This is a genomic window from Geobacter sp. SVR (assembly GCF_016865365.1).
GTDB lineage: Bacteria > Desulfobacterota > Desulfuromonadia > Geobacterales > Pseudopelobacteraceae > Pelotalea.
In genome coordinates this window covers 988,579-1,012,029 of sequence record NZ_AP024469.1, presented here as the reverse complement: position 1 = coordinate 1,012,029, position 23,451 = coordinate 988,579, and the positions used below count along the sequence as shown (strand labels likewise).

Genomic DNA, 23,451 nt, shown 5'->3' with positions numbered 1-23,451 from the left:
CCGCCGCTCCCCCCGTTATATCAAATACTCGCAGACCACAAAAAAGCGTCCTTCATGAAAGTAATTATTTCATTGTGCATATCTTAGTCATTTATTAATAACTGCCAGAAAGCCATATCTTTAAGCTTTGCTATTTTCTTTTCGCCATCTATATACAAGCTATAATGCTTATCAAGTGTTCGAATTTGCTGCATAATATCTTCTTCAGTCTGCTTGTCCTTAGGGTTAAAGATTGCCTTGATTTCCTGATTTTTTAGTTGTGACACACGGTGAATTATCCATGTAAGTATGTAACTTGAGTAGTCAGCTTCGCTGGTCTTAAAATGAGTCAATTCTTGAGTGGAAAGTATTGTTCCAACCCCAAATTCCCTACCTTCCTTAAGAATCTTTTTAAGGCTTTCAAATTCCTGGGACATAAAATTGTCAGCCTCATCCACTAAAATCATCTTTGTTATCTGACGATAATTGCCATCCAGGTGAGAACTGCCATGCTGATGCATTTGTGAATAAAAAATATCGAGTGTTATTGCCACTACAAGATTTTGTATTTTTGTATCATATCCAGAAAGATTGATGACAACTACGCCGTTCAACACATCGTAAAGTGACTGTGTCTTTTCAGGCATTGGTTCAAAAATCTGAAATGTGTTCAATTCATACAAAGCCGCATAGAGTGAATCTTGCTCGACCTTATCTTGTTCATTGTAGAGATCCCAAATATTTTTCAGCGTAGGAGCCGACTTTGTCCAGGTGCTAGCGTCTGTTGGTGAAATGCCTGCCTTCTCGTAAGCTTCCATCACCAAGCCATGAATGCGATTTTCTTGTTTTGGTCCTAATCCAAAAGATCTGCTTAGCGTTGCACGAAATTGGCTGGCTGTATGGACTGGTAAGATGGGCTTATTACCTAGAAGAGCAAAGGGGTTGAATGGCAAATTAAAAAGATTGTAAACTTTAGCGTTGGTCGCTTGGATAAAATCATCTTTCACGTAGTCAGCTTTATAATCAAAAATCAGAACGCCAATACCTTTGCCACCAACATTGTTCTTTTGGCTTCGAATCATTTGTGTGATCAGGCTTTTAGTGAATTGGGTTTTACCCGTTCCCATCGTTCCTATAATACCAGTATTCGTGTTAAACACCTTGTTTGTGTTAGTAGGCTCCCAGAAGATGGGTTCCTGGGTCATGACTTTATGGCCGAATAGAATTTTTAGAGGCTCAGACGGGGGTAAAGTTTGTGAGTTATCAATTTGAGGCAATACTTCGACTGCGTTATGGCCGTCGGATCCTTTCGGATTGATTTCTACAGGTGTTAAATCTTGCAAGGAAGTCATGGCAGGATCTTGATGAACCTCATCGTCTTCCTGCATGAAATCAACAACAATATTTACTGGGGTAGATTTGGTCTCGCCACTCAATATATATTCATTTGGAACATGACAATGTTTCTGGATTCCCCGCTTATCCAGCAATGCATGCAACGGAGTCTTAACAAGCCCTGTTAGTAAGCTGTACGGTAATTCGATTTTAAGTATAGACTCTGTTTCGATATAGGTAGGCTCAAAGACCGTATCACTATCAACATGAGCAACCACAAAACCTTGCGGGTAATTTTCAACGTCTGCAAGCTGATAATTGCCACAAAGCCATTTTTCCCGATCGTTAAGAGAGGGTTCAAAATAATCCTCTGAGAAAACCTTGTATAAACAATATTTGTCGATTTGTGTTAATATCTGCCGGATAAATAAAGCGCGATATAGCTTGTTTGCAAATGCGCGTGGACCAAGTAGCGTTACCAAATAACGTTTCAGCTCCTTTGCTTGTTTAACTGCTTTGACGTAATCAGGGCGGGCACCTGTTTTCACCTCTACAGGCAGTAAGTAAAGCTCTTGTGCCTTGAACCCAACAAGTAATACATCATCAGAAATTGCACCCGAGCGATAGCCCTGAACGTTTCTGGAAAATTCGCTATCTGACATTTTCAAGCCAATATTACCCGAAACACGAATCATCTCAGCAACAGAAAGTGGTACCCAAGTAATGTCTGAGTCTATAATGAGACCCGTTATGAACTTATAAGCACCTATTATTCCTTCGATACCTTTACGTTCATTGGCGCTAGCCGTTAACATTTTTAGCAGCCACTCACCGTTAAAAGCATTGAATTCATCAATGCTACCACCTTGCCCTTGTTGGAGTACTCGTCTAAAAAGTTCAGTTTCTCGTGTCACAGTGATTGCATCATAGCTAGCTGAGCTTGAATACTGGTCAGAATAATGAATAAGCACCACATCCTGATTGCTGGTAAAAAATTCCAGCGTGACCTTGGGGTCAATGATCGTAGTCCAAATTGCTGCGTCGTACGCTTGCTCCAGTAAGTTTTTAAAATCATCACTTACAGCCAATGTTACAGCATTACTACCTGTGAATTGGGCATTAGATTCTCTTGCAGGCCGCATAAGTGATCCATACAACTTTGCTAGCCTGAGATGTGGGATATCCTCGTAGTCAACTTTTTTAAGGCCAAACGATGTGTAGTAGCTTCCGCTTTTATTTTCTGAAGCCTCGTTGGCTAGGAATCCATCTGCCGCAACTCCACTCAATGCAGAATCAATATCAACCTGCCGGCAATCTATCTTTTGATTATTTCGAAAGAATGCAAGATGCGCGTATGCCTGCTTGTTGTTCACTTGGATATGCGTAAATTTGCTGTATGTCAACTTTATTCGAAGCAAGTCTATTATTGTGTCTGCATTATCCTTTGAAGCGCCTCTGTCTAGTTCTAATTTAGTTTTTATTTCAGTAAGGCTTGACTCTTCAGCAAAACGGTCAAATGCATTAAACTGAAGAGAGTCATCATAAAGATTTACGTGAACCTGACAGGCTTCATCCAGCTCCTCCTTGAAATAATCCACCAACCCGAGAAATAGCTCTTCGCTACTCTGTTGGTTCAGAGCATTTATAATCAATTTACTATCGTTATTTGCAGCAAATAGCTGATTGAATGCTCGTTTAAATTCACGTATTTTTTCGTTTACGAGTTTACGAACAAACTGGTAGCTGCTCTCTTGTTGCGGAACAAGCTCAAGCCAAAACACATTCTCTTTAACTTGTTGCGAATAAGAGAAACCACACTTGTTATTGTAAACATAGGGTAATAGTCCTCTTGGAGTAAGTCGCTCCAAGGTTACCTTGGGTAATGTCTCAAAGCTCCTATCTTCGGCATCAAGAGCAATGTGCTCTGCTATGGAAAGAAAATAGGCAAGAATCAGAGGATTGTATGGGGTAAGGTATTCTTTACCGTCAAACACTCCAATACCTAAATTCATCGCCAGCTTTTGATCCGAATTTAACGCCGTATTTTTGGGTATTTTTGCAAGGTAGGAAATATATGACTCAATAATTGCTTTCGAATGTTGACGGAAATCTGGTCCCCATCCAACCAATGAAGGCAATGTCTCAATACTTTGAAGATAGCTAAATAAGTTCCTGTATGCTTGGTATAAAGCAGGATCAACTTGTTCCAAGGCGCTTAACTTCACACCACCTGCTTCAGGGAATGCAATCATTTCCTCATCAAGAAAACGCGCCTCCCATCTCAGTAAATTGAGGCGTATACTGACAGGGGTTACTTCTTTGTTATCAATAATGACAACATTTTTTGATCTATTGAACTCTCCGTAATACTCGTCTTTAAGGAGGCGGATATACCTGTCACTGTCAAACAATATAGGTAGTGTAAGTGAGTCCGTAGCGGTCTGCCCCTCTATGCTAAATTTTAAACTATGGGCACCGCGCTTAACGATAAACTCAACTAAGTCAGACTCGTCCACTAACTTTGAATAATCAATCTCTCCATAGCATGCAGCATCTACTTCTTGGTTGATATTCTCAATAAGATAGCAATTTGACAATTCAGAGTTGATTTTCAGTTTGCAGTTGTCAGTCTGGAGAACAACTTCTTTTTTATTTGGAGCAATGGCAAAATTTGTTTTAAATGCCTCAATATAAAAGTCACTTTTCTGTACTGCGAGGCAATTAAATTTAAATCTTTCAGATGGTTTATCGCGATCAGTTGACAAAGTGAAAAAAAATGGGTTGCCGTCAAATGGTGCCCTACATATTGTTTTTGTACGTTTTGTCCCTTTGCTAAGAACTTTAAAATCCGCTTGAGAAAATGGACATTTTGATGCCTTTTTTAACTGCTTGTCTACAAGATCACTTCCTATGAAATGTAGTTCAAATTCAATTTCAGCCTGATTATCGTCAACTACAATTATTATATTTCGCTCTCGTTTCCCCGCTTTTGTCTCACCACGATCGCGAGCGAATAATTTTAAGCCATTACCAGCAATTTCATTTTCAAATTCAAGAGTCTTCTTTTTATTCTTATTCGCCTCATCCCTAAAGACCTGAAAATCTATTTGTTTCCAATTATCAATGTTGTCAGCGGGAAAACTTTTTTGTATGAACTTTGAGCCAAAATCTAGCAGCCTGTTCTCAAGTTGATTTGGGAAATGTTCAACAACATATTCGAGCTCTTTGTAGAGTTTTCTATTTTCTTCCAGTCGTTTCTTGATCTGCTGTGGCTTACCGCTAAAGCTTTCGATAAGTGGGTCATTAAGCAGAGACAGCTCATCAAACTTTAGGTCTCCGTCTAATAATGCCTTGTATAATGGAGCGAAGCCGAACATTGTTGCTCCATCTTCTTGAATGGCTGCAAACTGGTAATCAAGTAAACAACGGGAGATATCTTTCCCTGTATCTTTTTCATTTATTAAATTGCCAAGCATTTCCTTTATTCGTAATGGGCTCCATATGCCGTTATGCTTGTCCAACCGATCAGAACTATTGTGGATAGTATCGAGGTCGCTATTGTGAATTATAATTACGACACAACCTGCTAAAGGCCCATTAAGGTCTGGAGCGACATAATCTCTCAGTGTTGCGATATAATGTTCGTTCAAGCCTCTATCATCATCTAAATGCAATAAAGGCAACAGACGAAGTGTACCTAAATTAATGACCTTATGGTTACTCCCCATAAACGATACTTCATCATTTGATTCACGGGTCATTGCCTCGTAAAGTTTCAATCGGTTATCATCACTCGGGGTTCTAAATTGATATCTAAACCCTGGGCTCACGGATTCTTTCGCCCAATCGATTAATGCTTTGACAAGAAAACCCTCAAATTGTTTTTCTGACATATACCGCGTCTCCACTGTCACTCATTCGCTCTACATTTCCAATACGTTCATAAAATTCAATCAGCTTCTGTTGTGTTTGCTTGTCCAAATAAACGCCTCTATTTTCAAAAGCTCGAACCAATTCATGGAATCTAAGTTTGTCATTATTACCAATCGAAATATTGGTTAAGAGGATTAGATTATCTTGGTTAATTACTAACACTCGACCGGCACGTCCTCGACTCTGTACAAAACCACCACAAATAAGCTCTACCAGCTCATTCACATATTTCCTATTTACGTCATATCGAGATGAGTCAGTAAGATCTTTCCCAAACTGAGCTACTGCAAGTTTTTGCAAGTTATCGAGCCAATCCAAGACGTCATTGCTCTGTTTCATTTCTGTGCTCAAATTACGCTGTTCTTTAAAGGCAAGCGCAAATTTCTTAATTGAGTCTCTATAGAGATAAGCATCTTTATGATCCTTCAAAGATTCAGCCATATACCATAAGGGATATCTAACTGATTTTTTGTCTTCAAGCTGGAGATTTTCAAGCATTGATAACAATGGGAATAGTGTGTTGGCTGCTTCGTGGAAAGATCTCCAGCCATAGCGTTGAATTTCAGTTCGCTCTGAACTTGCTTTCTCATTATCCATTATGAAATATAAAGGTTTTGATTTTGGAGCACCTTTACGCCACTCAGGTAAATTTAAAGCAAGCTGTGAACAATAGAGAAAGCCATAAAAAGAGAGAAAATTTTTGAACTCGCCAAGCATATATTTTGGCTTGCTAGAGAGGAAGAGAAGGTCTTTTTGAAAGCATTCAGATAAAAAGGGCAGGTACGGATACTCACCAGAAGAAATCAACCCTGGAGTGATTTTTTTGCGAAGTACATCGACTATTTGTTGCTCAATAAAATTAACTTCTGAACAAAGGTAGTTCGACAAATCTACACCATTCAAAAGACCCAAATACATTGATGCAATACGCACGTCAGCAGCCTTAATGTTAGTTTTCTGTGCACGAAACAGTAAACACTCAGGCGCAATTTTGTAAAAAGCTCCATTCTCGAAATACATCTGCTCCAAAATGTTCCAGAAGTCTACGTCATCCAATTTATCTTCAAAAGCTTTACGACAATCCGCAATGAGTTCGTCCTGAGAATATCCTTGAATTTGTTGCCGACACGCAGCTCCAAGAAATAAACCGACAACTACGTCCCAATTGAATTCATTCTTGTTATTTCTTAGAGGCCAGTAACTATTTAGTGTGTTTGTTTTAGGCATATCATCTAAAGTAGAAGGCAAAATAAGTCGAACTGGAATCATAGGCTTTAAACTCCACTTACTGAGAACATATCATTACCTTGATCAGAAACTTCGTATTGTGCAATACCGTTGGTTATAAGCAATATTCCGCTTTTATTTGCAAAGTCAGTAATTCTATCAACAACTTCATCAAGAATAACAATTGTGTTTTTATCGTGTTTATTTGGCCGATAACCCTGAGTTAGTTTAATCATGAGTTCAAGAAGATTGATGTTTACAGGCAGTGCTGGCAGTTGTTTGCCTGAAACCTTTAGGTAAGCGTTGAAGTAACCAATCTTGTCATAACAGTCATTTTGTATTGCCTCAAAGTCTACTTTTACCTCTAATGGTGCAGCTAGTTGGTAGCCATTATATTCACCAATAAAATACTGACCTTTTTTTAGTGTTCCTGCATTCCGATTCATATAGTTGTGGATAGCTGCAAGCAGTATTTTGTTGTAAAAATTCTTTTGAAGATCAATTTGAGAATCTTTGATACCGTCGTATTGAGTATGCAGACTCCAAAACTTTGCATACATATTGATAAGTTCATCTGAAAAATCTCCAGTAAATGAATGATGGAAGTTGTTTCCAAACTGATCATAACGAAGTAGGAAAAACAACCGAATGTATGATGCTGGACTATTAATTTCGGTAATGCCAAAAGCGGCGAGGTATGTTCTAAATTCTTCGAATTCAGCATTAACTAATCCCAGGCCAAATTGAAGGATAAATTGATCAATATGCTTCGTTCTCAATGAACTCGGATCAAATAATTTAATCCGTTGACATAGTTCGTTATCTGCCCCTGCAAAAAGGTTGTCGAACAGATAGCCCTCACCCGTAAGTAATTGGTGGATGAAATCTAGCAGGGAGCGAGCCGTCATGAACTGGTCTTTAACTAATCGCGATTTTAGCAACGTCTCAATCAAGACGTCTTGAACGGACTCCAATGCAAGCAAGTTGAAATTTACAGTCAGTCTAGGGTCATTCTTTGAATGTTTATCTTGTTCCAGCAGATCCCGAAATGGATTATTTCCGATCATTGTGAGCCGCATCATTAATGCTTTTGCAAATTCCGAAAATTGCCCATTATCACCAAAAACAAATTTTGGGTATCGTTCAAAATCGAGGTATATATGATTTGCCGGTGTGGACTCATTGTTCAGATGGGCTCGCATTGAACTTTTGATAGTATCATTCTCTTCTGACCCACCTTCTGCGTAGTTTCCCATCATTCCAATATTGATACCAATAACGAGAGGCCGACTACTCTTCTTTGCATCATTAAAAATTTGATCGAGTGTCGTAATAGCATCTTGGTGGGGGGCTGAGCTATGGGTAGCATCGAGATGAAAATTGGCTTTGTGAGCATATTCATTGCTATATCGGGTTAATATTGCCGACTTCCCATCGCCACTACTTCCGCACAAAAATATAATTTGGCCTGATTCTATTGATTCAAGTCTTTTCCTGAAGTCTCTTTCAATGCTTGTTTCAATGTACAAATATTTTTTCAGGATGTCCCTCGAACGATCTGGGCGCTCAACTTCAACTGCCTGAGGAGATGATTTTTTGAGTACATTTAATGCTTCTCTGAGATTCGTTGCACTTTCCACTATGTTGCCTCATTGATGTATTTGATGGTTCGTTGCTACATTATCTATCAAGCTAAATGCCGAACTTGTCATGCCCCCCTGATCCAGCTTGTTGCGCGGCAACGCCAGCTTGAAATCAAGAATGCCGTCGGCCACCATCCAGGCCAGAGCCGAAAGAGTGTCCTTCTCCAGGTGGGTTCTCAGCGATTGAAGATTAACTTCCATCGCCATTTTTAATGCTTCATCAGTCCTCGCAGCACTCCCTTCCTGCAACGCCTTCCAATCCGCCTCACCAAGAATCGGGCTAGTAACCCATCGTGCCTGCCCGCTGTTGGCAGCAAAATCAGCCATACCCCGTGCGGCCAGCCGCAACCATGAAGCACTAAAAAATCCGATCCCGCGATCATATCGCGTCGAGACAGCCAAGGCCGGGTTGAAAAAATCACGAATGATATCGCCACTGGAGGTATCCAGGATGGGGGGAATGGAATGTTAGAAAGTCTATTCATATATTCCAAGTGGCGTGAGGATTAAAATGTGTTTTAGATATCAGAATTAGGATTAAATATCCATCGGAAAGCCTCTTCATTAAAGGAATTCGTATATTTATGAACATATTTACTTATGCAAAAGGAAGTATTCTCGTAGCAGTTTGAAACCCTGAGAATTACTGCGACGGACCAGCTCAGAATTCAAAGACAAATGATTGGAAAGGTCAATTACAGAGAAATGTTTACAATTATTTCGAGAATGTTCTGCTGAAGTTTTTTGCTGGGGGTGGCTCGATATGAGTCCAGTAGGACTGTTCAGAAGCCCCAACTGGAATATTCGTGTCAGATGAGGTGAAGAGAGCTTGGATGGGAGCAGAAAGCGTATTCGCAAACTTGCTGCCAAGTGACGTTTCCTGTCATGCCTCTGTGAGATAATATTGCCGTCACGCTCGCAAGGGGGATCATATGGCTCGCACAGCAGAGAAAACCGCACAGATTCTCACCAAGCTATACAATCAGCAGTTTGACCAGGACAGCCTTGCCCCCTTCCGCATAAGCTGGCCACAGCTCCGCTCGATAATGGCCGTACCACGCCTTGACGAAGGTGTTATAGGCGATATCAACGCCGCGCTCTCAGAATGCGGGCAGGCGCTGGTGCCGCTGAGCAACTTTCTGTTGATGGCACGCGAGGATGATTTCGAGCATTACCGCATGCTCCCGGACAGGATCGTGGAGCGCTTTATTCCCGACATCATTGACACCTTTGCTGATGACGATGACCAGGAATTGGAGGCAGAAGAATGAGAGACCATCGAGAAGGTTTCGAGAATGATGGCGCATTTGAGCGTAAGCCTTGCCGGAGAAAATTGCAATACATCGGATATGATAGCTGGCCAGAGCCAACCCGGTCGGAAATGAATGCCGAAGGACACGGCTGTTTCGTTCCAGGAGAATATACCAGTCATATGATTTCAACGGTTCGACGTACTCCATCGAGGGCTATACCGATGCCGGGGGGAAGGTAATCGGCTACGCTTATTTCAAGTGGATTGATGACGCAGCGTTGGAACATTCAAGCAAAGAGGGACGCGACTATGCAGAATTTTGCTGAAGAAGTTGAATACAAGCCGGTAATAAAGGGAGTTGCAGTTGGCGACGAAGCTTGCAACATCCTTGACACGCTCATTGAACTGGGAATCCATGGCGTTGATTTTATTATCACAGGTACCGAACGCTGCCAGTTGGAACAGTCGGTGGCCTCGGTTAAAGTCAGGTTGGGTCACGTCCAGCCAAGAATAACACTCAACCCTCACGAAATGACTGGTGCAGACTGCGAGTCGGTAAAGCATATCGGTAAGGCCCTTGCGGATGCCGATATGGTCTTCATAATTAGTTGCCTTGATGATGCCTGTGGTCATGATGCCACAGTTCGTATCGCCGATTATGCCGAAGGTATCGGTGCAGGCGTTATGTGCTTGGTAGCGCTACCCTCTCACCATGAAGGTACAGCCATCAACGGTGGTGCTCAAGAAGCCTTGGGTATCTTGCAGTCGCGGCATAGCGTGCTTGTCCTACCCAACGGCATACTTGTCAGATCGATCATCGGCGGCATAACTGATTTGGTGACAAAGCAGCGTTTCGTAGGCATTGACTGTGTTGACCTGAAAGAGTCTATTTTCCGCTACATGGACATTAAGGTTGGGGTTGGGATGGCATCGGGGGGAAATCGTGCTGTAGAAGCTACGAAGATGGCTCTCGCAAGCCCGTTGTTGGCAGGATTTGATGTTGCCAAGGCCCAATCGGTAGTTGTCTCGGCAAGTGTTGGAAAAGATGCTTCTATGGAAGATTTTGCCGGGGTTGATCGGTTGGTTCGAGAGAATGTCCCTGACAGCACTGACTGTACAATAGGGCTGTACAACAACGGCGAAACTGGCGATCAATTCGCGGTCATGCTCTATTGTTGCGATTCACAGAAATATCCCAGGAAGGCTCTGATACCACAACTGCCTGAATCGTTGGAGAATGATAACCAGGCGGATATACCGCCATTTCTGAGAACTTAGCACTACCGCACGCCATGTGCGTTTTATGTTTGATTTTATATTAAAAACTATGGCAATCGAAATAACTAGTTGATTTTATAGGAGTTTTGTGCTATTTTGATTGCGATTGAGAATTGCACGTTGCTGGTTAATCTTGCAGCGATCTGACAAGACAATTGAAAACTTTGTATGCAATTTTCTGGTTTTCCTCGTTTAGCTGTTTCATCATTTCATCAAGGCTGGCAGTGCGAGCTTCTTGATCGGCCAAGTGCACAAAATCAAAGATATTTCTCAACGGCACTTGTAATGCCTCTGCAATTTTTTCCAACCGCTCGATGGGAGGGAAGCTCTTACCGAGTTCCAGCCTGCTGACGTGCTTCTGTTCGACCCCAATCAAGTCTGCAAACTGCTCTTGTGTCAAGCCTCTGCTTCTACGCAACTCTCTGATTCTTTCGCCCAATAGCACTTTTGTCGCTTTCATTACCAATCCTCCGCTGGTGAATTCTATTTCAACCAGCAGAAAAGAAAACTTTATGACATGGGCTATTGATTAAAAAAATAGCCTATGATATAGGAAGTATTGCATTTGACATGGGCTAAATATGACTGTAGTTCGCTTTCCAATGACGATTTTGATTTGGGTAACAATGCTTTGGTGAGACGGCATATGTGAAGAATGGAAGTCTCGCACTATCACGACAAGGGGGTCTAACTTATGAACATTGTGAAATCTTTAACAACCTGTTTCTTGGCTTTAATGGCTTCTTCTGCGTTTGCCTCACCACAAATGGTGGTAGATGTCCCTCAATATAAGCTGTACGTGGACCCAGCGAAGTTCAGGACGCTTGGTGATGGGGATGGCATAGTGGATTTTATATCTAAGGTTATTCCGACGAAACGCGGCATAAAGGAAATATATGATGGCATGAAGGATTTGGCTGTGCACGAACAGAACTGGAGAATTCATTGCGATGATGGCACCGCACTACTGTTCACTCAGTTCTTATACAATGCTAAGGGTAAAATTCTTCAAAAAATACCTCCCGCTGATACCCGTGACTATCGGTACAACTATCAGCAAGGCACGACGATTGATGCCACTTACCATTGGGTATGCGATCAAGTCGGATACACTCAGAAAACCGGTCACCCTGTTTTCTACCTGCGTAAAGCACCTCCAAAATCAGTGTTGGATATTGGTAACTAGAGGCTCGTATGACTGAGCAAAATCGAGCAATGACCATGACCAAGGGAATGGAACCGTAATGAAAGTGCCATTTCGGTTGCAAGTATCCGAATACGATTGCGGACCAACGGCGTTAATTAATGCGTTGAGCTACCTCTTCGACCGGCGGGAAATCCCGCCGTTTGTCGTTCATCAGGTGTACAAGGAGTGTCTCGACTTAGATAGTGCCCGCGGCACATCGTTCAACGCGATTCAAGATCTCGGTTTTTGGTTCAAACACTATCGGGAAGAACGATATTCCGCATTTACCATTGAAACAGAATTTATCAGTGGCAATCAGGTGCATCTGAGGCCAACAGGGAAAATCATTCGATGTTTGGATTCCGGTGGGGTGGCTTTGCTATGTGTAAATTCGAGCCGTAATAATTGGCACTACATCATAGCTCTTTATTACAAAGATGGTTGGCTGCATTGCCACGACCCCTCGCCACGCTCGAAGCGATTTATCAATGGCGCTGCCGTTCAGTTCTCCCCAACAGTTGGTCAGAAGCCGAATTTACGCATTCACTGCAAATGGCTTGATAAAGGCATAAAGAAGTCCAGAGAAGAGGATGGGCGCAAGTATGCGCTTGGCGACATCGATGATCGGGTGTGTCTCTTACTGAAGAGGGTGCGTGTTTAATTTTCAGTAGGTTTGACAACTTTGAATACCGTAAAAATATAGTCTTTTCCCCGCAGTTCTGTTTTTCCTCCGCAGTTCATTTTCCCCAAACCACATACAACTGACGGCATCGGGAGCCCCGGCGCTCGTCATTGGCATAGTCAGTCATCGACCGATTATCGCGCCTGCCAGGTGCTGACAATCGGTGCGGCAGTGGTGCGTTCGCAGCCCGCCAACTGATCCGCAACATCGCAATTCCAATATCAAGCTGTGAAAGGAGGCGGCTTCATGAGCTTACGGCTCTCACCGGAAGAACATATCGACCGCAAGGTTCTGCTAGCCGTTACGGCGGCAATCAGAAACATCGAGGCAATATCGGGGGCAATCGAGGGATACGACATCGGCAAGGATGACGCCGAGTTGCTTGCTTCGGCCTTAGGCGACCTCTGGTCGATTCTGGAAACTAACGGCTACACCATCGACTCTGATACCAACCGGCTCAGGAGGGCAACCCTTGACAACTGATACCATGTTCGGCCAGAAGCAGGCCTCGGCAAAACCCAGAACACTTAAGCTCAAGCAAATCAGGGCCGTATATGAAACCCTGGTCATAAAGGAAGAGGTCGGCAGCTACCTGAAGCCATTCACCAGGTACACCAGTCCTGACCAGGTCTTCGCCACGTTCGGCTTCTTGCGGCAGGAAACCAAGGAATATTTCTTCACCATCCACCTGGACGGCAAGAACCGTATCTGCTGCGTAGATGAGGTATCGGTCGGCTCGCTCAACCAGAGCATCGTACATCCACGGGAAGTGTTCAAGACGGCTCTACTCTCGTCGGCGGTAGCCATCATCCTGCTCCATAACCATCCGACCGGCGACCCGACACCGAGCCGGGAGGATATCGAGATCACCAAACGGTTACGTGAGACAGGGGAAATTATCGGGGTGCGAATACTCGATCACATCATCATCGGCGACAGCCATGTGTCTTTCGTCAGCCGCGGACTGCTGTAGCCGAATCCACAAGCTTTGCAAATTTACAGGAACATTCGCCATGAAATTCAATCCAGGAAAGATAGTCGTAACCAGAAGTGTGTACACCATGATGATGGAGAACACGGAATTTGCCACGCATATCTATAAATCGCTAAATCGGCATGTGGCAGGGGATTGGGGAGAAATAAGAGCAGAGGATAAATTGACCAACGAGACAGCCCTGATGGATGGCGAGCGGCTATTCTCCGCCTATACGCGGGAAGGCCTGCCTCCGATATGGATCGTCACGGAATGGGATAGGTCAGTGACGACGGTGTTGTTCCCGGATGAATACTGATGAAACGTGGTGGAACAAACTTTGGGTTATCTGGCGGACAAATCGGCAGACAAAGCAGTTGTAAGTCACTTCTGAAGTCACTTTTGTCAAAAAAAAGAATAAGCACTTACAAAATATCATTGTAAGTGCTTATTTTTATTGGCGTCCCCGAGACGATTCGAACGTCCGACCCCTTCCTTAGGAGGGAAGTGCTCTATCCTGCTGAGCTACGGGGACACATGCTGTAAAGCCGGATATTTATAGCAGACCGGGCCCTTCCTTTCAACCCAATTCCACTGCGGACTAGAAATTGAGCAGCGAAAAGACCTTGCCGGCCGGCAGCCTGTTTCTTCCGTTGAGGAAGTCGAGCTCGGCCATGAAGCAGCATTCGACGATCTCCCCCCCCATGCTCTGAACCATGTCCACCACTGCCGACATCGTGCCGCCGGTTGCCAGAAGGTCGTCGGCGATCAGGACCCGCTCACCCGGTTTGATGGCGTCGCAGTGGATCTCCAGGGTGTCGGTGCCGTACTCCAGGTCATAGGTCTTCTTGAAGGTTTCGGAAGGGAGCTTACCCGGCTTGCGAACCATTACGATACCGGCCCCCAGCTTGTAGGCCAGGGCGGAGCCGATGACGAAACCGCGGGCCTCGACACCCACAACCTTTTCGATATGCTGGCCGACGTAGCGGTGCGCCAACAGGTCGACCATGCGCTGATAGGAACGGGCGTCCTGCAGCAGGGTAGTGATATCCTTGAAAATGATGCCTTTCTTGGGGAAGTCGGGGACGTCGCGGATGATGCTCTTCAGGTCTTCCATACAGCGCTCTCTCCTTTTTTACATGTTCATGTCATTCCTGATTCCGTGAACCCTTCACGGCTTCAGGATCATATCAATACCGGCGCGCCGGTTCAATGCCTCATGCTGTTGCGCAATTTTTCCAGCGATTTGGCCTCGATCTGGCGGATGCGTTCGCGGGTCACGCCAAAGCTCTGGCCGATCGTATCCAGCGTCTGGGGCTCCTTGTCGTCCAGCCCGAACCGCAGTGCCAGGATCTTCTGTTCGCTCTCGCTCAGTTCCTCGAAATGGGCCGAGATCTGTTCGAAGTGGTCGATATTCTCCAGCAGCTCCGACGGAGAGACCATGGAGCTGTCCTCGATGGTGTCGATCAGGAAGTAATCACTGCCGTCGCCGATGGGTGTTTCCATGGAACAGGTGCGGCGCAGGAGCGTCATCAGCCGCCGGACATAGGCCAGCTTGACGTTCATGGCTTCGGCGACCTCATGGGCGGACGGCTCCCGCTGCAGTTTCTGCGACAAAGACCGTGTCACGCGCGCCATGCGGTTGATATCGTCGGAGACGTGCACCGGCAGGCGGATGGTGCGGGACTGGTTGACCAGCGCCCGATCGATGGCCTGACGGATCCACCAGGTAGCGTAGGTGGAAAACCGACATTCCTTGGCCAGGCTGAAGCGCTCCACTGCCTTGATCAGTCCCAGGTTGCCCTCCTCGATCAGGTCCAGGAACGGCAGCCCGCGGTTGATGTAACGCTTGGCAAGTTTGACCACCAGCCGCAGGTTGGATTCGATCATCTTGTTGCGGGCAGCCTTGTCCCCTTTTTCGATCTGGCGGGCCAGCTCTTTCTCCGACTCGGCAGTCAACAGCGGCGTGCGCTGAATGTCGCGCAGGTAGATCTTGATGGCGTCGTCAAAGGTTTCCAGCACCGCCGCGGGCAATTCCTCCTCGGGCTCTTCGGTTATGGTTTCGTCATCGACAAACACCAACGGTTCTTCCGGCTCCTCCATGATCAGGTCAGTATCAGCAAGGGGTTCTTCCACGTTGAAACCGTGCGCCAGCAGATCGTCATTGTTTTTCATGTTTGTCGCTGCCTCCCTTTATCACGATTCAAAGCTACCAGCCTTGTTTACCGATAAGCGGAACGAACCTGCAGCCGACCGAGACGGCGGTCTCAAATGTGCCGTCGGCCTGGCGCTCGATCTTGAGCAGTCGCTGTTCTTCTTCGTCTCCGACCGGAATCACCAGCCGCCCGTTGGGAGCCAGTTGTTCGGTCAGAACAGCGGGGACCGCCGGAGCGCCGGCAGTCACTATGATGGCATCGAAAGGGGCTTCTTCCTCCCATCCGATCGGGCTCCCTTCGCCGTCGTTGATCCGGAGCATGACGTTGAACAGCGCCAGTGAATCCAGGCATTTCCTGGCCCGCAGCGCCAGCGGGCGAATCCGTTCGGCAGTAAAGACCCTGTCTGCCAGGGTGGCCAGGATGGCGGTCTGATAGCCCGATCCGGTGCCGATCTCCAACACCTTCTCTGTGCCGGTCAGACCGAGCAGTTCGGTCATCAGTGCCACCGTGTAAGGCTGGGAGATGGTCTGCTTTTCTCCGATCGGGAGCGATGAATCGCTGTAGGCCTGGGCGGCGAACGCCTCCTGGACGAATATATGACGGGGCACCTTCAACATGGCCTCGACCACCCGCCGATCACTGATACCGCGCGCCACAATCTGTTCCTGCACCATCTTCCTGCGAGCCACATCAAAACTCATTGCATCTCCATAAAAATCAAAAGTATACCACCCTTCCCGATACTGTCCAGCAACTCCCTCTTAAATTTTCCACCCCTCGACGATCTTCATCGTTTCGTAATTGGTCAGATCGAGGTGCAGCGGCGTGACAGACACGTGCCGGCGGTTGATGGCGTAGAAGTCGGTGCCTTCATAATCGTTGAAATCGGGCTCATCGCTGCCGATCCAGTAGTATTTGCGGCCGCGGGGATCGGTCTTGCCGACCACCGTTCCGACAAAGGAGCGCCGCCCCTGGCGGGTGACCAGAGGGGACTTGAGTTCTTCGGCGGAGCAGTTGGGGACATTGACGTTCAGAAAGGTATCGGCAGGCAGGCCGTTGGCCAGCACCTGCCGCGCCACCCGCACCGCCACCTGGGCCGCTACCGGGAAGTGCTCGCTGGCATCGAAGGTGGCCAGCGAGACGGCGATGGCCGGAATGCCCATCAGCGTTGCCTCCATGGCGGCCGCCACCGTGCCGGAATAGGTGATGTCGTCCCCCAGGTTGGCACCGTGGTTGATGCCCGAAACAACCAGGTCGGGGCGAAAGGAAAGCAGGCTGTGGATGCCCATGTTGACGCAGTCGGTGGGGGTGCCGTCCACGGCGTAGAATTTCTCCCGCAGTTCGAACACCCTCAGCGGCGCATGCAGCGTCAGGGAATGGCCGGCCGCGCTGCGTTCCCGGTCGGGGGCCACCACGGTCACCTCGCCCAGTTCGCGCAGAGCCGAAGCCAGGGCCAGGATGCCGGGAGCGTGAATGCCGTCGTCATTGGTGACCATGATATGCATTGAGTAGTTTCTCCATCTGCCGCAACAGGTTTGCAATTCCCTGAGTCGATCGGGGGCGTTGAAAAACCGGCTCTTTATGGCAGAATTTCAGCCATAAATCAAGGCAGGTGTGGCTGTCCCGCTTTTGTGTTTACAAAGAGCGGTCAAATAGGTACATTTGCTGCTCCAAACCCGGTTTTACTATGCACATACATGCAATTTATCCAGGAGGTTACGACTATGAAAGCAGTTTTGATGGAAGGATTCGGAGGCGTCGAGGTGCTCAAGGTGGGCGAGGCCGAGCGTCCGGTACCGGGCGAGGGGCAGGTGCTGGTAAAGGTATTCGCCACCTCGATCAACCGCCCCGATCTGGTGCAGCGGGAGGGCAAGTATCCCCCCCCTCCGGGCGACTCTGAAATCCTCGGACTGGAAGTGGCCGGCGTGATCGAGGAGCTGGGCGCCGGCGTCAGCGGATGGCAGGTCGGACAGCGGGTCATGACGCTGGTGGGTGGCGGCGGCTATGCCGAATATGCCGTGGCCTATGCCTCGCACCTGATGGCGATCCCGGAGTCGATGTCGTTCGAAGAGGCGGCCTGCGTGTGCGAATCCTACATCACCGCTTTCCTGAACGTCTTCATGATCGGCGAGTTCCGCGACAAGCAAACCGCCATCCTGCACGGCGGCGGCGGAGGAGTCAACACTGCGGCCATCCAACTGGCCAAGGCCCTGACCCCCACTGCCAAATTGATCGTAACCGCCCACCCCAGCAAGATCGAGCGGGTCAGGGAACTGGGGGCCGACCTGATCAACGACTTCACCGCCAACCCCGATTTCACCGAAGTGGTCAAGGAGTTCACCAACAAGAAAGGGGTCGACCTGATCCTGGACCATGTCGGCGCCAAATACCTGGCCCCCAACATGAACTCCCTGGCCTACAAGGGCAAGCTGGTCATCATCGGCGTGACCAGCGGCATCAAGGCCGAGTTGAACCTGGCCCTGATGATGGTCAAGCGCCAGCAGATCATCGGCAGCGTGCTGCGCTCACGACCGGTCCCGGAAAAAGGGGAGATCGTGGCCGAATTCACCCGCCGGGCGCTGCCCAAGTTCGCCGACCGCACCATCGTGCCGATCATCGAGAAGGTTTTCCCGATCGAGCAGGTGGTTGAGGCGCACCGCATGATGGAAGAGGACAAGCATTTCGGCAAGATCGTGCTGAAAATCCAGTAACAGTTTACAAAGAACCCGTAAAAAGGCCGGCTGGGATACGTTCCAGGCCGGCCTTTTTTATTCTGCAAAGACAGAGGAAACAACAAAATCTGAACTGCAATGGAACACGGATTTACGCGGATGCGGCCGATTCACGCGGGTTTTAATCATTTACTTTGTTATCCGCGTACATCCGTTTAAATCCGGCCGCTTCCGCGTTCTATTCAGTTTTTCTCTGTGTCCTCTGTGGCTGACGTTTTTTAGCTTACCTCATGCTTTGCGCCAGCACCTCGGTCAGATGCATAATCCTGACCGACGGCAATTGCTCTGCCATCCCTTTCTTCAATTGCAGCAAACATCCCGGATTACTGGTCACCAGCACCTCGGCGCCGGTGGCGCGGATGGTGTCGAGCTTGCGCTGCAGGATACGATCGGACATCTCCGGCTTGGCGATGTTGTAGGTGCCGGCGCTGCCGCAGCAGGCATCGGCCGCCTCCAGTTCGCGGTATTCCAGACCGGGCACCAGCTTGAGCAGCGCGCGCGGCTCCCTGCGGATGCCCTGGCAGTGGGCAATGTGGCATGGGTCATGATAGGTGGCGCTGAAGGGCACCGGCTTTAATTTGGCGCGCAACTCCTCACCATGCAGCGCCAGTACCTGGGCGATGTCCCTGACCTTGCCGCTGAAGGCTTTTGCCGCCGCGGCCCCCTCCAAGTGATGGCTATACTTCTTCAACTCCGCGCCGCAGCCGCCACAGTCGGTAACGATGAAATCCACCTCATAACCGCCGAACAGCTCCACATTGGTGCGGGCGGCCTCCTTCAGGCCGTCCAGGTCACCTCCCAGCATATTGGGCGCGCCGCAGCAGACCTGCTTGCGGGGGGTGATGACCTTGTAGCCCAGCGAAGAGAGCAGTTTGACGGTGGCGCGGCTGGCATCGCTGAAAATCAGGCTCATCACGCAGCCCAGAAAGAAACCGACCGTGCCGCGCTCCGTGCCCTCGGCCGGAGTCACTTCCTGGATGGCCTGGCGCAACGGCTTGGATGGCAGCTCGGGCAGCAGTCCTTCCATCCGCTCCAGCGGTTTCGGGAACATCTTGAGTACCCCCAGAGTCCGCACCAGCTTCTGCAGTCCGCTCTTCTGGTACAGCCGCATGGGTGCCATGGAAGTTTCCAGGCGGTCCGGGTGCGGCACCAGCTTGCGCAGGATCAGGTCTTCCATGAAGCCCAGGCCGCTCTCGGCCTTCCGTTCACAGGTGAACTCGGCCACCAGTTCGCCGGCATTGACGCCGCAGGGACAGGCCGAGGCGCAGGCCTGGCAGTCCAGGCAGAGCGAAAGGTATTCCAGCAACCGCTCGGACTGGTCCAGTTCCCCCTCCTGGAGCTTGCGCACCAGCGCCACCCGGCCGCGGGGTGAAGCGGTTTCCAGAAAGGTTTCCTTGTAGGTGGGACAGCTGGGAAGACACATGCCGCAGCGCATGCAATTGATCAGTTTTACGTAATCCATATTGTTACCTCTGTATTAAGGTAGGAATTTTAGGTGTTCCCGGTTGTGAAGTTTCGGGTTCTGGCAAGGCGGACAAGGACTCCCGCGGAGGCGTAGCAGCGCTACGCCGCACAAGAGGAGGCCGCAGGCCAACGCCGCCAGGTTCCGGAAATTCGCAACCGCTAAAACACCTTGCCCGGATTGAGGATGCCTTTCGGATCAAACGCTTCCTTGATTCCCCGCATCACGCGGATGCCGGACTCTCCGACCAGCTTCGGGAGATACTTCTTCTTGGCCAGCCCCACGCCGTGTTCGCCGGTAATGGTGCCCCCCATGGAGATGGCGGCATCGAAGATCTCGCCGAAGGCGGCGTGGGCACGCTTGATTTCGTCGGCATCGCGCTCATCGGTCAGGCAGGTGGGATGCAGGTTTCCGTCGCCGGCATGACCGAAGGTGCCGATGGTGACGTTGTACTTCTGGGCTGCCTCCTGGATGACCTTCAGCATGGGAGCGATGCAACTGCGCGGCACGGTGGCGTCCTCCAGGATCGTGGTCGGCTTGAAACGGGCCAGGGCGGACAACGCCGTCCGGCGGGCGGCAGCCAGCTTGAGCGCCTCGTCCGCATCCCGAGCTGTCTGGAAAAACGAGCAGCGGTGCTTGTTGCAGATGGCAGCCACTGCAGCCGCCTCTTCCGCGGTGACCGCCTGATGGCCGTCCACCTCGATCAGCAGAACGGCATCCACGTCCAGCGGCAGGCCGACATGGGCGTAGTCCTCGACGCATTTGATGGTGACCTTGTCGAGGAATTCGAGGGTAGCCGGGATCACGCGGGCCGCAATGATGGCCGAAACGGCCAGGGCTGCATCCTGCAGGGCCGGAAAGTGCGCCAGCATGGTGACTTTGGTCTGCGGCTTGGGGATCAGCTTGACGGTGATGCCGCTGAAGATCCCCAGGGTGCCCTCCGAGGAGACCAGCAGCGGATTGAGGCTGTAGCCGGCCACGTCCTTGACCACCTTGCCCCCGGTACGCAGCAGCTCGCCGTCGGCAAGGATAGTCTCCAGTCCCATGACGTAGTCGGCCGTAACGCCGTATTTCAGGCCGCGCAGGCCGCCTGAGTTCTCGGCCACGTTGCCCCCCATGGTGGAGATATTCATGCTGCCTGGGTCGGGCGGATAGAACAGCCCGCGCGACTCCACCTCGCGATGCAGGGCGCTGGTGACCACACCCGGTTCCACAGTGGCGGTCAGGTTCTCTTCATCCACTTCGACGATCCGGTTCAGCCGGCTGGTCTGCAGCACCACGCCGCTATTGCTTGACAGGGAGCCCCCTGACAGGTTGGTGCCGGAACCGCGCGGGGTCACGCTCACGCCGGCGCCATGGCACAGGCGGACAATGCGGGATACCTCCTCGGCCGTTCCGGGCAGCAGCACCGCCCCGGGCCTGCTCTCCAGCTCCGGTGTCGAGTCGTAGCCGTAGACTGCCAGCGATTCCCGGTCGGTCAGGGTGTATTGCTCGCCTACGATGTTTTTCAGATCGTTAATGAGGGATTGTTCCATTGCATGCTCCTTTATTGTCGTTAACTCCGGTACCGCGCTGCGACAAACGGCACCTGCCGCTCACAGCCGCCGCGGTTGGGGGACATCATCCGCGGCTGAGCATTTCCGGGCGGATACCGATGATGAAAGCCCCCCAGTGCCTGCCGTTGATGAATATGGGGTGCGAGAGGTCGTTGAGTATTTCGCCGGTGTCCCGGGCATAGGTCTGCAGCAGGAACGGCGTAACGTTCTTGGCGCGCCTTATCTCCAAGGTGTTGGATGCGTAGACCCTCTTTTCCCGGCTGTTGAGCAGGTCGGTTTCATAGTTCCCGGTCAGCGGCTTCTGATTTTTGCTGTGATGCGTCGACACATAGCCGTTCACGTCGACTACCAAAGAATAGATCGCCCCCTGAAAGATCTCCAGCCCCTTGTCGAACATCGGCTGCAACTCACGGTCGAAGGAATCGTTATAGGCCACGGAGAACTTCTGCGGATTGGTATTGGGGACCGGCCGGTAATTCCGATCAAAGACGTCGATGCCGCGCGCCGCGATCTCCTCCATCCTGGCCCGCAGCACATCGCGGTATGCGGCTGCCCTGCCGATCAGATCCTCCACCTCGCCGCGACCGATCCTGAACCGCGATGCCACCTCCAGCATCTTCTCGGTTACCTCCTGAAGGCTGCTGGAAAGGGTATTGGATTGTTCGAGATTGCCCAGTACATCGCAGCTCAGGGCATGCACATCGGCAACCTGCCGGCTCGTTTCCGCAGTGGTGACCGAGAGCTCCTCGGAAGCGGCGGCGATCCGCGAGAGCTGCGAACTGTTGTTCTCCGAGTCCCCGACCAAGTGCTCGAAATGCCGGGAGGTCAGTTCCACCACTTCGCGGGTGCGCACGATATGGTTGCCGATCGCGGCGGTTTCCTGCTGGGTGTTCCTGACGTTGCATACCATTTCATCGATATTGCACGAGATCTCCCGGGTGGCCCGGTTGACGCGTTCAGCCAGTGCACGGACCTCGTCGGCCACCACTGCGAAGCCGCGGCCGTGCTCTCCGGCCCGTGCCGCCTCGATGGCCGCATTGAGCGCCAGCAGATTGGTCTGGTCGGAAATATCCTGAATCAGCGAGACGATGTCGCGGATCTTTTCCGAATTGGTATTGAGACTGGCAACGGTGTTGGAAAAGTCTCCCAGCTTGGCGACCACGCTCTCGATGTTGTCGGTGACCTCCTGCAACTCCGCCAAGGACCCGACTGCGGTCTTGTGGGTATCGTCGATCGAGCGGGAGATGTCATGGGTGCTGTGGGTGATGTCATTGATGGCCTGGCTGGCCTCCTGGCTGGAGGTGCGGATGATGTCCGCCAACTCCCCCTGTTTGCGGGCATTGTGCTGCGAGTCCTTGACCTGCTTCATTACCCGGGTGCAGTCCAGGGCGCTGCGCAGGGCCATCTGCTTGGTGTTGTGCAGAATGTCGCGGATATCCTCCAACAACAGGTTGTAGTTGCCGGACAGGGTGCGGATCTCGTCGTAGGAGATCAGGGGGGCATCCTTGGAGAGGTCTTTGGTCGTCAGAGTGGCCGCAAACTGGGCCAGCGGCTTGATCAGCAGGTAGCGCAGAAACAGGATGCTGCCTATGGATGCCACTACCGACAGGCCATAGGCGGCAAACATGAGGTAGAGGCCCGATTGGTCGGACACCCCCTCCGCAGTGGCCGCCCCCCCCTTTGCGGAAGAGGAATGCATCAGTGCCGCTCCCAGCATCAACGACTGGAGCAGCAGGAGAAACAGGATATTCCCTGCCAGCTTTTTGGTCAGACTGTTGAAGAAGTTCTTCTCAACGAAGGTATAGATCGACCTCAGTGTTGCCATTGTTTTTTCCTTTGCCTGGAATTACAGGAGCCGCAGACACCGCCAACGTTTTATTTATCCGGCAGGGAAGGAAGAGATACCTGTTGTTTTCGGTGGAAAAGAACATTGTTAAATTTGTAATACCAATTACCACAACACGGTTACAGAGTCAATTTTTCTTTAAATGCAAGGGAGATAAAAGATCTGCCACGTCCTGCGTCGGAACCGGTTGGTAATTTGGCTTTACGAATCA

At 49.6% G+C, this 23,451-nt stretch carries 20 protein-coding genes and 1 tRNA gene; 8 read left to right on the top strand and 13 right to left on the bottom strand.

Features of this window, described 5'->3' with window-relative positions; genetic code table 11:
• Nucleotides 1–83: 83 nt before the first annotated feature.
• The 4 genes from dptH to GSVR_RS04740 are packed head-to-tail and all read right to left on the bottom strand — an operon-like array spanning nucleotide 84 to nucleotide 8,444.
• A complete protein-coding gene (dptH, locus tag GSVR_RS04755; RefSeq protein ID WP_173196009.1) occupies nucleotides 84–5,207 on the bottom strand; it encodes a DNA phosphorothioation-dependent restriction protein DptH in 5,124 nt (1,707 codons plus the stop codon).
• A complete protein-coding gene (gene dptG / locus GSVR_RS04750) occupies nucleotides 5,188–6,516 on the bottom strand; it encodes a DNA phosphorothioation-dependent restriction protein DptG (RefSeq protein WP_173196011.1) in 1,329 nt (442 codons plus the stop codon). The genes dptH and dptG overlap by 20 nt, the downstream gene beginning before the upstream one ends.
• A 5-nt stretch (nucleotides 6,517–6,521) precedes the next feature.
• Nucleotides 6,522–8,114: a DNA phosphorothioation-dependent restriction protein DptF gene (gene dptF / locus GSVR_RS04745; protein ID WP_173196013.1), complete on the bottom strand. Its 1,593-nt coding sequence runs from the start codon at nucleotides 8,112–8,114 to the stop codon at nucleotides 6,522–6,524.
• A gap of 9 nt (nucleotides 8,115–8,123) precedes the next feature.
• Nucleotides 8,124–8,444 carry a hypothetical protein gene (locus GSVR_RS04740; protein ID WP_173196015.1) on the bottom strand — a complete coding sequence of 107 codons (321 nt, stop codon included), beginning with the start codon at nucleotides 8,442–8,444 and terminating at the stop codon, nucleotides 8,124–8,126.
• A 605-nt stretch (nucleotides 8,445–9,049) separates the two neighbouring features.
• On the opposite strand from GSVR_RS04740, the gene GSVR_RS04735 reads away from it, so the two are divergent.
• Both GSVR_RS04735 and GSVR_RS04730 read left to right on the top strand, forming a co-directional pair.
• The gene (locus GSVR_RS04735; RefSeq protein ID WP_173196017.1) at nucleotides 9,050–9,388 is read left to right on the top strand and encodes a hypothetical protein; all 339 of its coding nucleotides are present in this window, start codon (nucleotides 9,050–9,052) and stop codon (nucleotides 9,386–9,388) included.
• Nucleotides 9,389–9,678: 290 nt separating this feature from the next.
• Nucleotides 9,679–10,647 (top strand): hypothetical protein, encoded by a 969-nt coding sequence (locus GSVR_RS04730; RefSeq protein ID WP_203978794.1) that lies wholly within the window; start codon nucleotides 9,679–9,681, stop codon nucleotides 10,645–10,647.
• A gap of 127 nt (nucleotides 10,648–10,774) precedes the next feature.
• Here the strand turns inward: GSVR_RS04730 and GSVR_RS04725 are convergent, their stop codons facing one another.
• The gene (locus GSVR_RS04725; RefSeq protein ID WP_173196021.1) at nucleotides 10,775–11,107 is read right to left on the bottom strand and encodes a helix-turn-helix domain-containing protein; all 333 of its coding nucleotides are present in this window, start codon (nucleotides 11,105–11,107) and stop codon (nucleotides 10,775–10,777) included.
• Between the two features lie 234 nt (nucleotides 11,108–11,341).
• Between GSVR_RS04725 and GSVR_RS04720 the strand changes: the two genes are divergently transcribed.
• The 5 genes from GSVR_RS04720 (at nucleotide 11,342) to GSVR_RS04700 (ending at nucleotide 13,807) form a co-directional block, all read left to right on the top strand.
• Nucleotides 11,342–11,833 (top strand): hypothetical protein, encoded by a 492-nt coding sequence (locus GSVR_RS04720; RefSeq protein ID WP_173196023.1) that lies wholly within the window; start codon nucleotides 11,342–11,344, stop codon nucleotides 11,831–11,833.
• 58 nt (nucleotides 11,834–11,891) lie between these two features.
• Nucleotides 11,892–12,494 carry a hypothetical protein gene (locus GSVR_RS04715; RefSeq protein ID WP_173196025.1) on the top strand — a complete coding sequence of 201 codons (603 nt, stop codon included), beginning with the start codon at nucleotides 11,892–11,894 and terminating at the stop codon, nucleotides 12,492–12,494.
• A gap of 267 nt (nucleotides 12,495–12,761) precedes the next feature.
• Nucleotides 12,762–12,998 carry a hypothetical protein gene (locus GSVR_RS04710; protein ID WP_173196027.1) on the top strand — a complete coding sequence of 79 codons (237 nt, stop codon included), beginning with the start codon at nucleotides 12,762–12,764 and terminating at the stop codon, nucleotides 12,996–12,998.
• The gene (locus GSVR_RS04705; protein ID WP_173196029.1) at nucleotides 12,988–13,488 is read left to right on the top strand and encodes a JAB domain-containing protein; all 501 of its coding nucleotides are present in this window, start codon (nucleotides 12,988–12,990) and stop codon (nucleotides 13,486–13,488) included. The genes GSVR_RS04710 and GSVR_RS04705 overlap by 11 nt, the downstream gene beginning before the upstream one ends.
• A gap of 40 nt (nucleotides 13,489–13,528) precedes the next feature.
• A complete protein-coding gene (locus GSVR_RS04700) occupies nucleotides 13,529–13,807 on the top strand; it encodes a hypothetical protein (RefSeq protein ID WP_173196031.1) in 279 nt (92 codons plus the stop codon).
• A gap of 139 nt (nucleotides 13,808–13,946) precedes the next feature.
• On the opposite strand, the gene GSVR_RS04695 is transcribed toward GSVR_RS04700, so the two are convergent.
• The 5 genes from GSVR_RS04695 to surE form a co-directional block, all read right to left on the bottom strand.
• Nucleotides 13,947–14,023: transfer RNA gene (locus GSVR_RS04695), tRNA-Arg, on the bottom strand.
• A gap of 66 nt (nucleotides 14,024–14,089) precedes the next feature.
• Nucleotides 14,090–14,605, bottom strand: a complete 516-nt coding sequence (locus GSVR_RS04690; RefSeq protein ID WP_173196033.1) for an adenine phosphoribosyltransferase — start codon at nucleotides 14,603–14,605, stop codon at nucleotides 14,090–14,092.
• A gap of 92 nt (nucleotides 14,606–14,697) precedes the next feature.
• Nucleotides 14,698–15,663: an RNA polymerase sigma factor RpoD/SigA gene (locus GSVR_RS04685; RefSeq protein ID WP_173196035.1), complete on the bottom strand. Its 966-nt coding sequence runs from the start codon at nucleotides 15,661–15,663 to the stop codon at nucleotides 14,698–14,700.
• 34 nt (nucleotides 15,664–15,697) lie between these two features.
• Nucleotides 15,698–16,345, bottom strand: a complete 648-nt coding sequence (locus tag GSVR_RS04680; RefSeq protein WP_173196037.1) for a protein-L-isoaspartate(D-aspartate) O-methyltransferase — start codon at nucleotides 16,343–16,345, stop codon at nucleotides 15,698–15,700.
• Between the two features lie 60 nt (nucleotides 16,346–16,405).
• Nucleotides 16,406–17,149 (bottom strand): 5'/3'-nucleotidase SurE, encoded by a 744-nt coding sequence (gene surE / locus GSVR_RS04675; protein WP_173196039.1) that lies wholly within the window; start codon nucleotides 17,147–17,149, stop codon nucleotides 16,406–16,408.
• A 219-nt stretch (nucleotides 17,150–17,368) separates the two neighbouring features.
• Here surE and GSVR_RS04670 point away from each other — a divergent pair, with 219 nt between their 5' ends.
• The gene (locus GSVR_RS04670; RefSeq protein ID WP_173196041.1) at nucleotides 17,369–18,355 is read left to right on the top strand and encodes an NAD(P)H-quinone oxidoreductase; all 987 of its coding nucleotides are present in this window, start codon (nucleotides 17,369–17,371) and stop codon (nucleotides 18,353–18,355) included.
• Nucleotides 18,356–18,599: 244 nt separating this feature from the next.
• Here GSVR_RS04670 and GSVR_RS04665 read toward each other — a convergent pair whose 3' ends face one another.
• The 3 genes from GSVR_RS04665 to GSVR_RS04655 all read right to left on the bottom strand — a co-directional run bounded on the left by GSVR_RS04665 (nucleotide 18,600) and on the right by GSVR_RS04655 (nucleotide 23,219).
• Nucleotides 18,600–19,838, bottom strand: a complete 1,239-nt coding sequence (locus GSVR_RS04665; protein ID WP_173196043.1) for a (Fe-S)-binding protein — start codon at nucleotides 19,836–19,838, stop codon at nucleotides 18,600–18,602.
• Between the two features lie 161 nt (nucleotides 19,839–19,999).
• Complete coding sequence (locus GSVR_RS04660) at nucleotides 20,000–21,373, bottom strand: FAD-binding oxidoreductase (protein WP_173196045.1); 1,374 nt, start codon at nucleotides 21,371–21,373, stop codon at nucleotides 20,000–20,002.
• 85 nt (nucleotides 21,374–21,458) lie between these two features.
• A complete protein-coding gene (locus GSVR_RS04655; RefSeq protein WP_203978793.1) occupies nucleotides 21,459–23,219 on the bottom strand; it encodes a methyl-accepting chemotaxis protein in 1,761 nt (586 codons plus the stop codon).
• Nucleotides 23,220–23,451: the final 232 nt, after the last annotated feature.

What these genes read in the sequence shown, in the direction of transcription:
- dptH (WP_173196009.1), bottom strand. Translation starts at nt 5,207, where the DNA reads ATGTCAGAAAAACAATTTGAGGGTTTTCTTGTCAAAGCATTAATCGAT.
- dptG (WP_173196011.1), bottom strand. Translation starts at nt 6,516, where the DNA reads ATGATTCCAGTTCGACTTATTTTGCCTTCTACTTTAGATGATATGCCT.
- GSVR_RS04740 (WP_173196015.1), bottom strand. Translation starts at nt 8,444, where the DNA reads ATGGCTGATTTTGCTGCCAACAGCGGGCAGGCACGATGGGTTACTAGC.
- GSVR_RS04735 (WP_173196017.1), top strand. Translation starts at nt 9,050, where the DNA reads ATGGCTCGCACAGCAGAGAAAACCGCACAGATTCTCACCAAGCTATAC.
- GSVR_RS04730 (WP_203978794.1), top strand. Translation starts at nt 9,679, where the DNA reads ATGCAGAATTTTGCTGAAGAAGTTGAATACAAGCCGGTAATAAAGGGA.
- GSVR_RS04725 (WP_173196021.1), bottom strand. Translation starts at nt 11,107, where the DNA reads ATGAAAGCGACAAAAGTGCTATTGGGCGAAAGAATCAGAGAGTTGCGT.
- GSVR_RS04720 (WP_173196023.1), top strand. Translation starts at nt 11,342, where the DNA reads ATGAACATTGTGAAATCTTTAACAACCTGTTTCTTGGCTTTAATGGCT.
- GSVR_RS04715 (WP_173196025.1), top strand. Translation starts at nt 11,892, where the DNA reads ATGAAAGTGCCATTTCGGTTGCAAGTATCCGAATACGATTGCGGACCA.
- GSVR_RS04710 (WP_173196027.1), top strand. Translation starts at nt 12,762, where the DNA reads ATGAGCTTACGGCTCTCACCGGAAGAACATATCGACCGCAAGGTTCTG.
- GSVR_RS04700 (WP_173196031.1), top strand. Translation starts at nt 13,529, where the DNA reads ATGAAATTCAATCCAGGAAAGATAGTCGTAACCAGAAGTGTGTACACC.
- GSVR_RS04690 (WP_173196033.1), bottom strand. Translation starts at nt 14,605, where the DNA reads ATGGAAGACCTGAAGAGCATCATCCGCGACGTCCCCGACTTCCCCAAG.
- GSVR_RS04685 (WP_173196035.1), bottom strand. Translation starts at nt 15,663, where the DNA reads ATGAAAAACAATGACGATCTGCTGGCGCACGGTTTCAACGTGGAAGAA.
- GSVR_RS04680 (WP_173196037.1), bottom strand. Translation starts at nt 16,345, where the DNA reads ATGAGTTTTGATGTGGCTCGCAGGAAGATGGTGCAGGAACAGATTGTG.
- surE (WP_173196039.1), bottom strand. Translation starts at nt 17,149, where the DNA reads ATGCATATCATGGTCACCAATGACGACGGCATTCACGCTCCCGGCATC.
- GSVR_RS04670 (WP_173196041.1), top strand. Translation starts at nt 17,369, where the DNA reads ATGAAAGCAGTTTTGATGGAAGGATTCGGAGGCGTCGAGGTGCTCAAG.
- GSVR_RS04665 (WP_173196043.1), bottom strand. Translation starts at nt 19,838, where the DNA reads ATGGATTACGTAAAACTGATCAATTGCATGCGCTGCGGCATGTGTCTT.
- GSVR_RS04660 (WP_173196045.1), bottom strand. Translation starts at nt 21,373, where the DNA reads ATGGAACAATCCCTCATTAACGATCTGAAAAACATCGTAGGCGAGCAA.
- GSVR_RS04655 (WP_203978793.1), bottom strand. Translation starts at nt 23,219, where the DNA reads ATGGCAACACTGAGGTCGATCTATACCTTCGTTGAGAAGAACTTCTTC.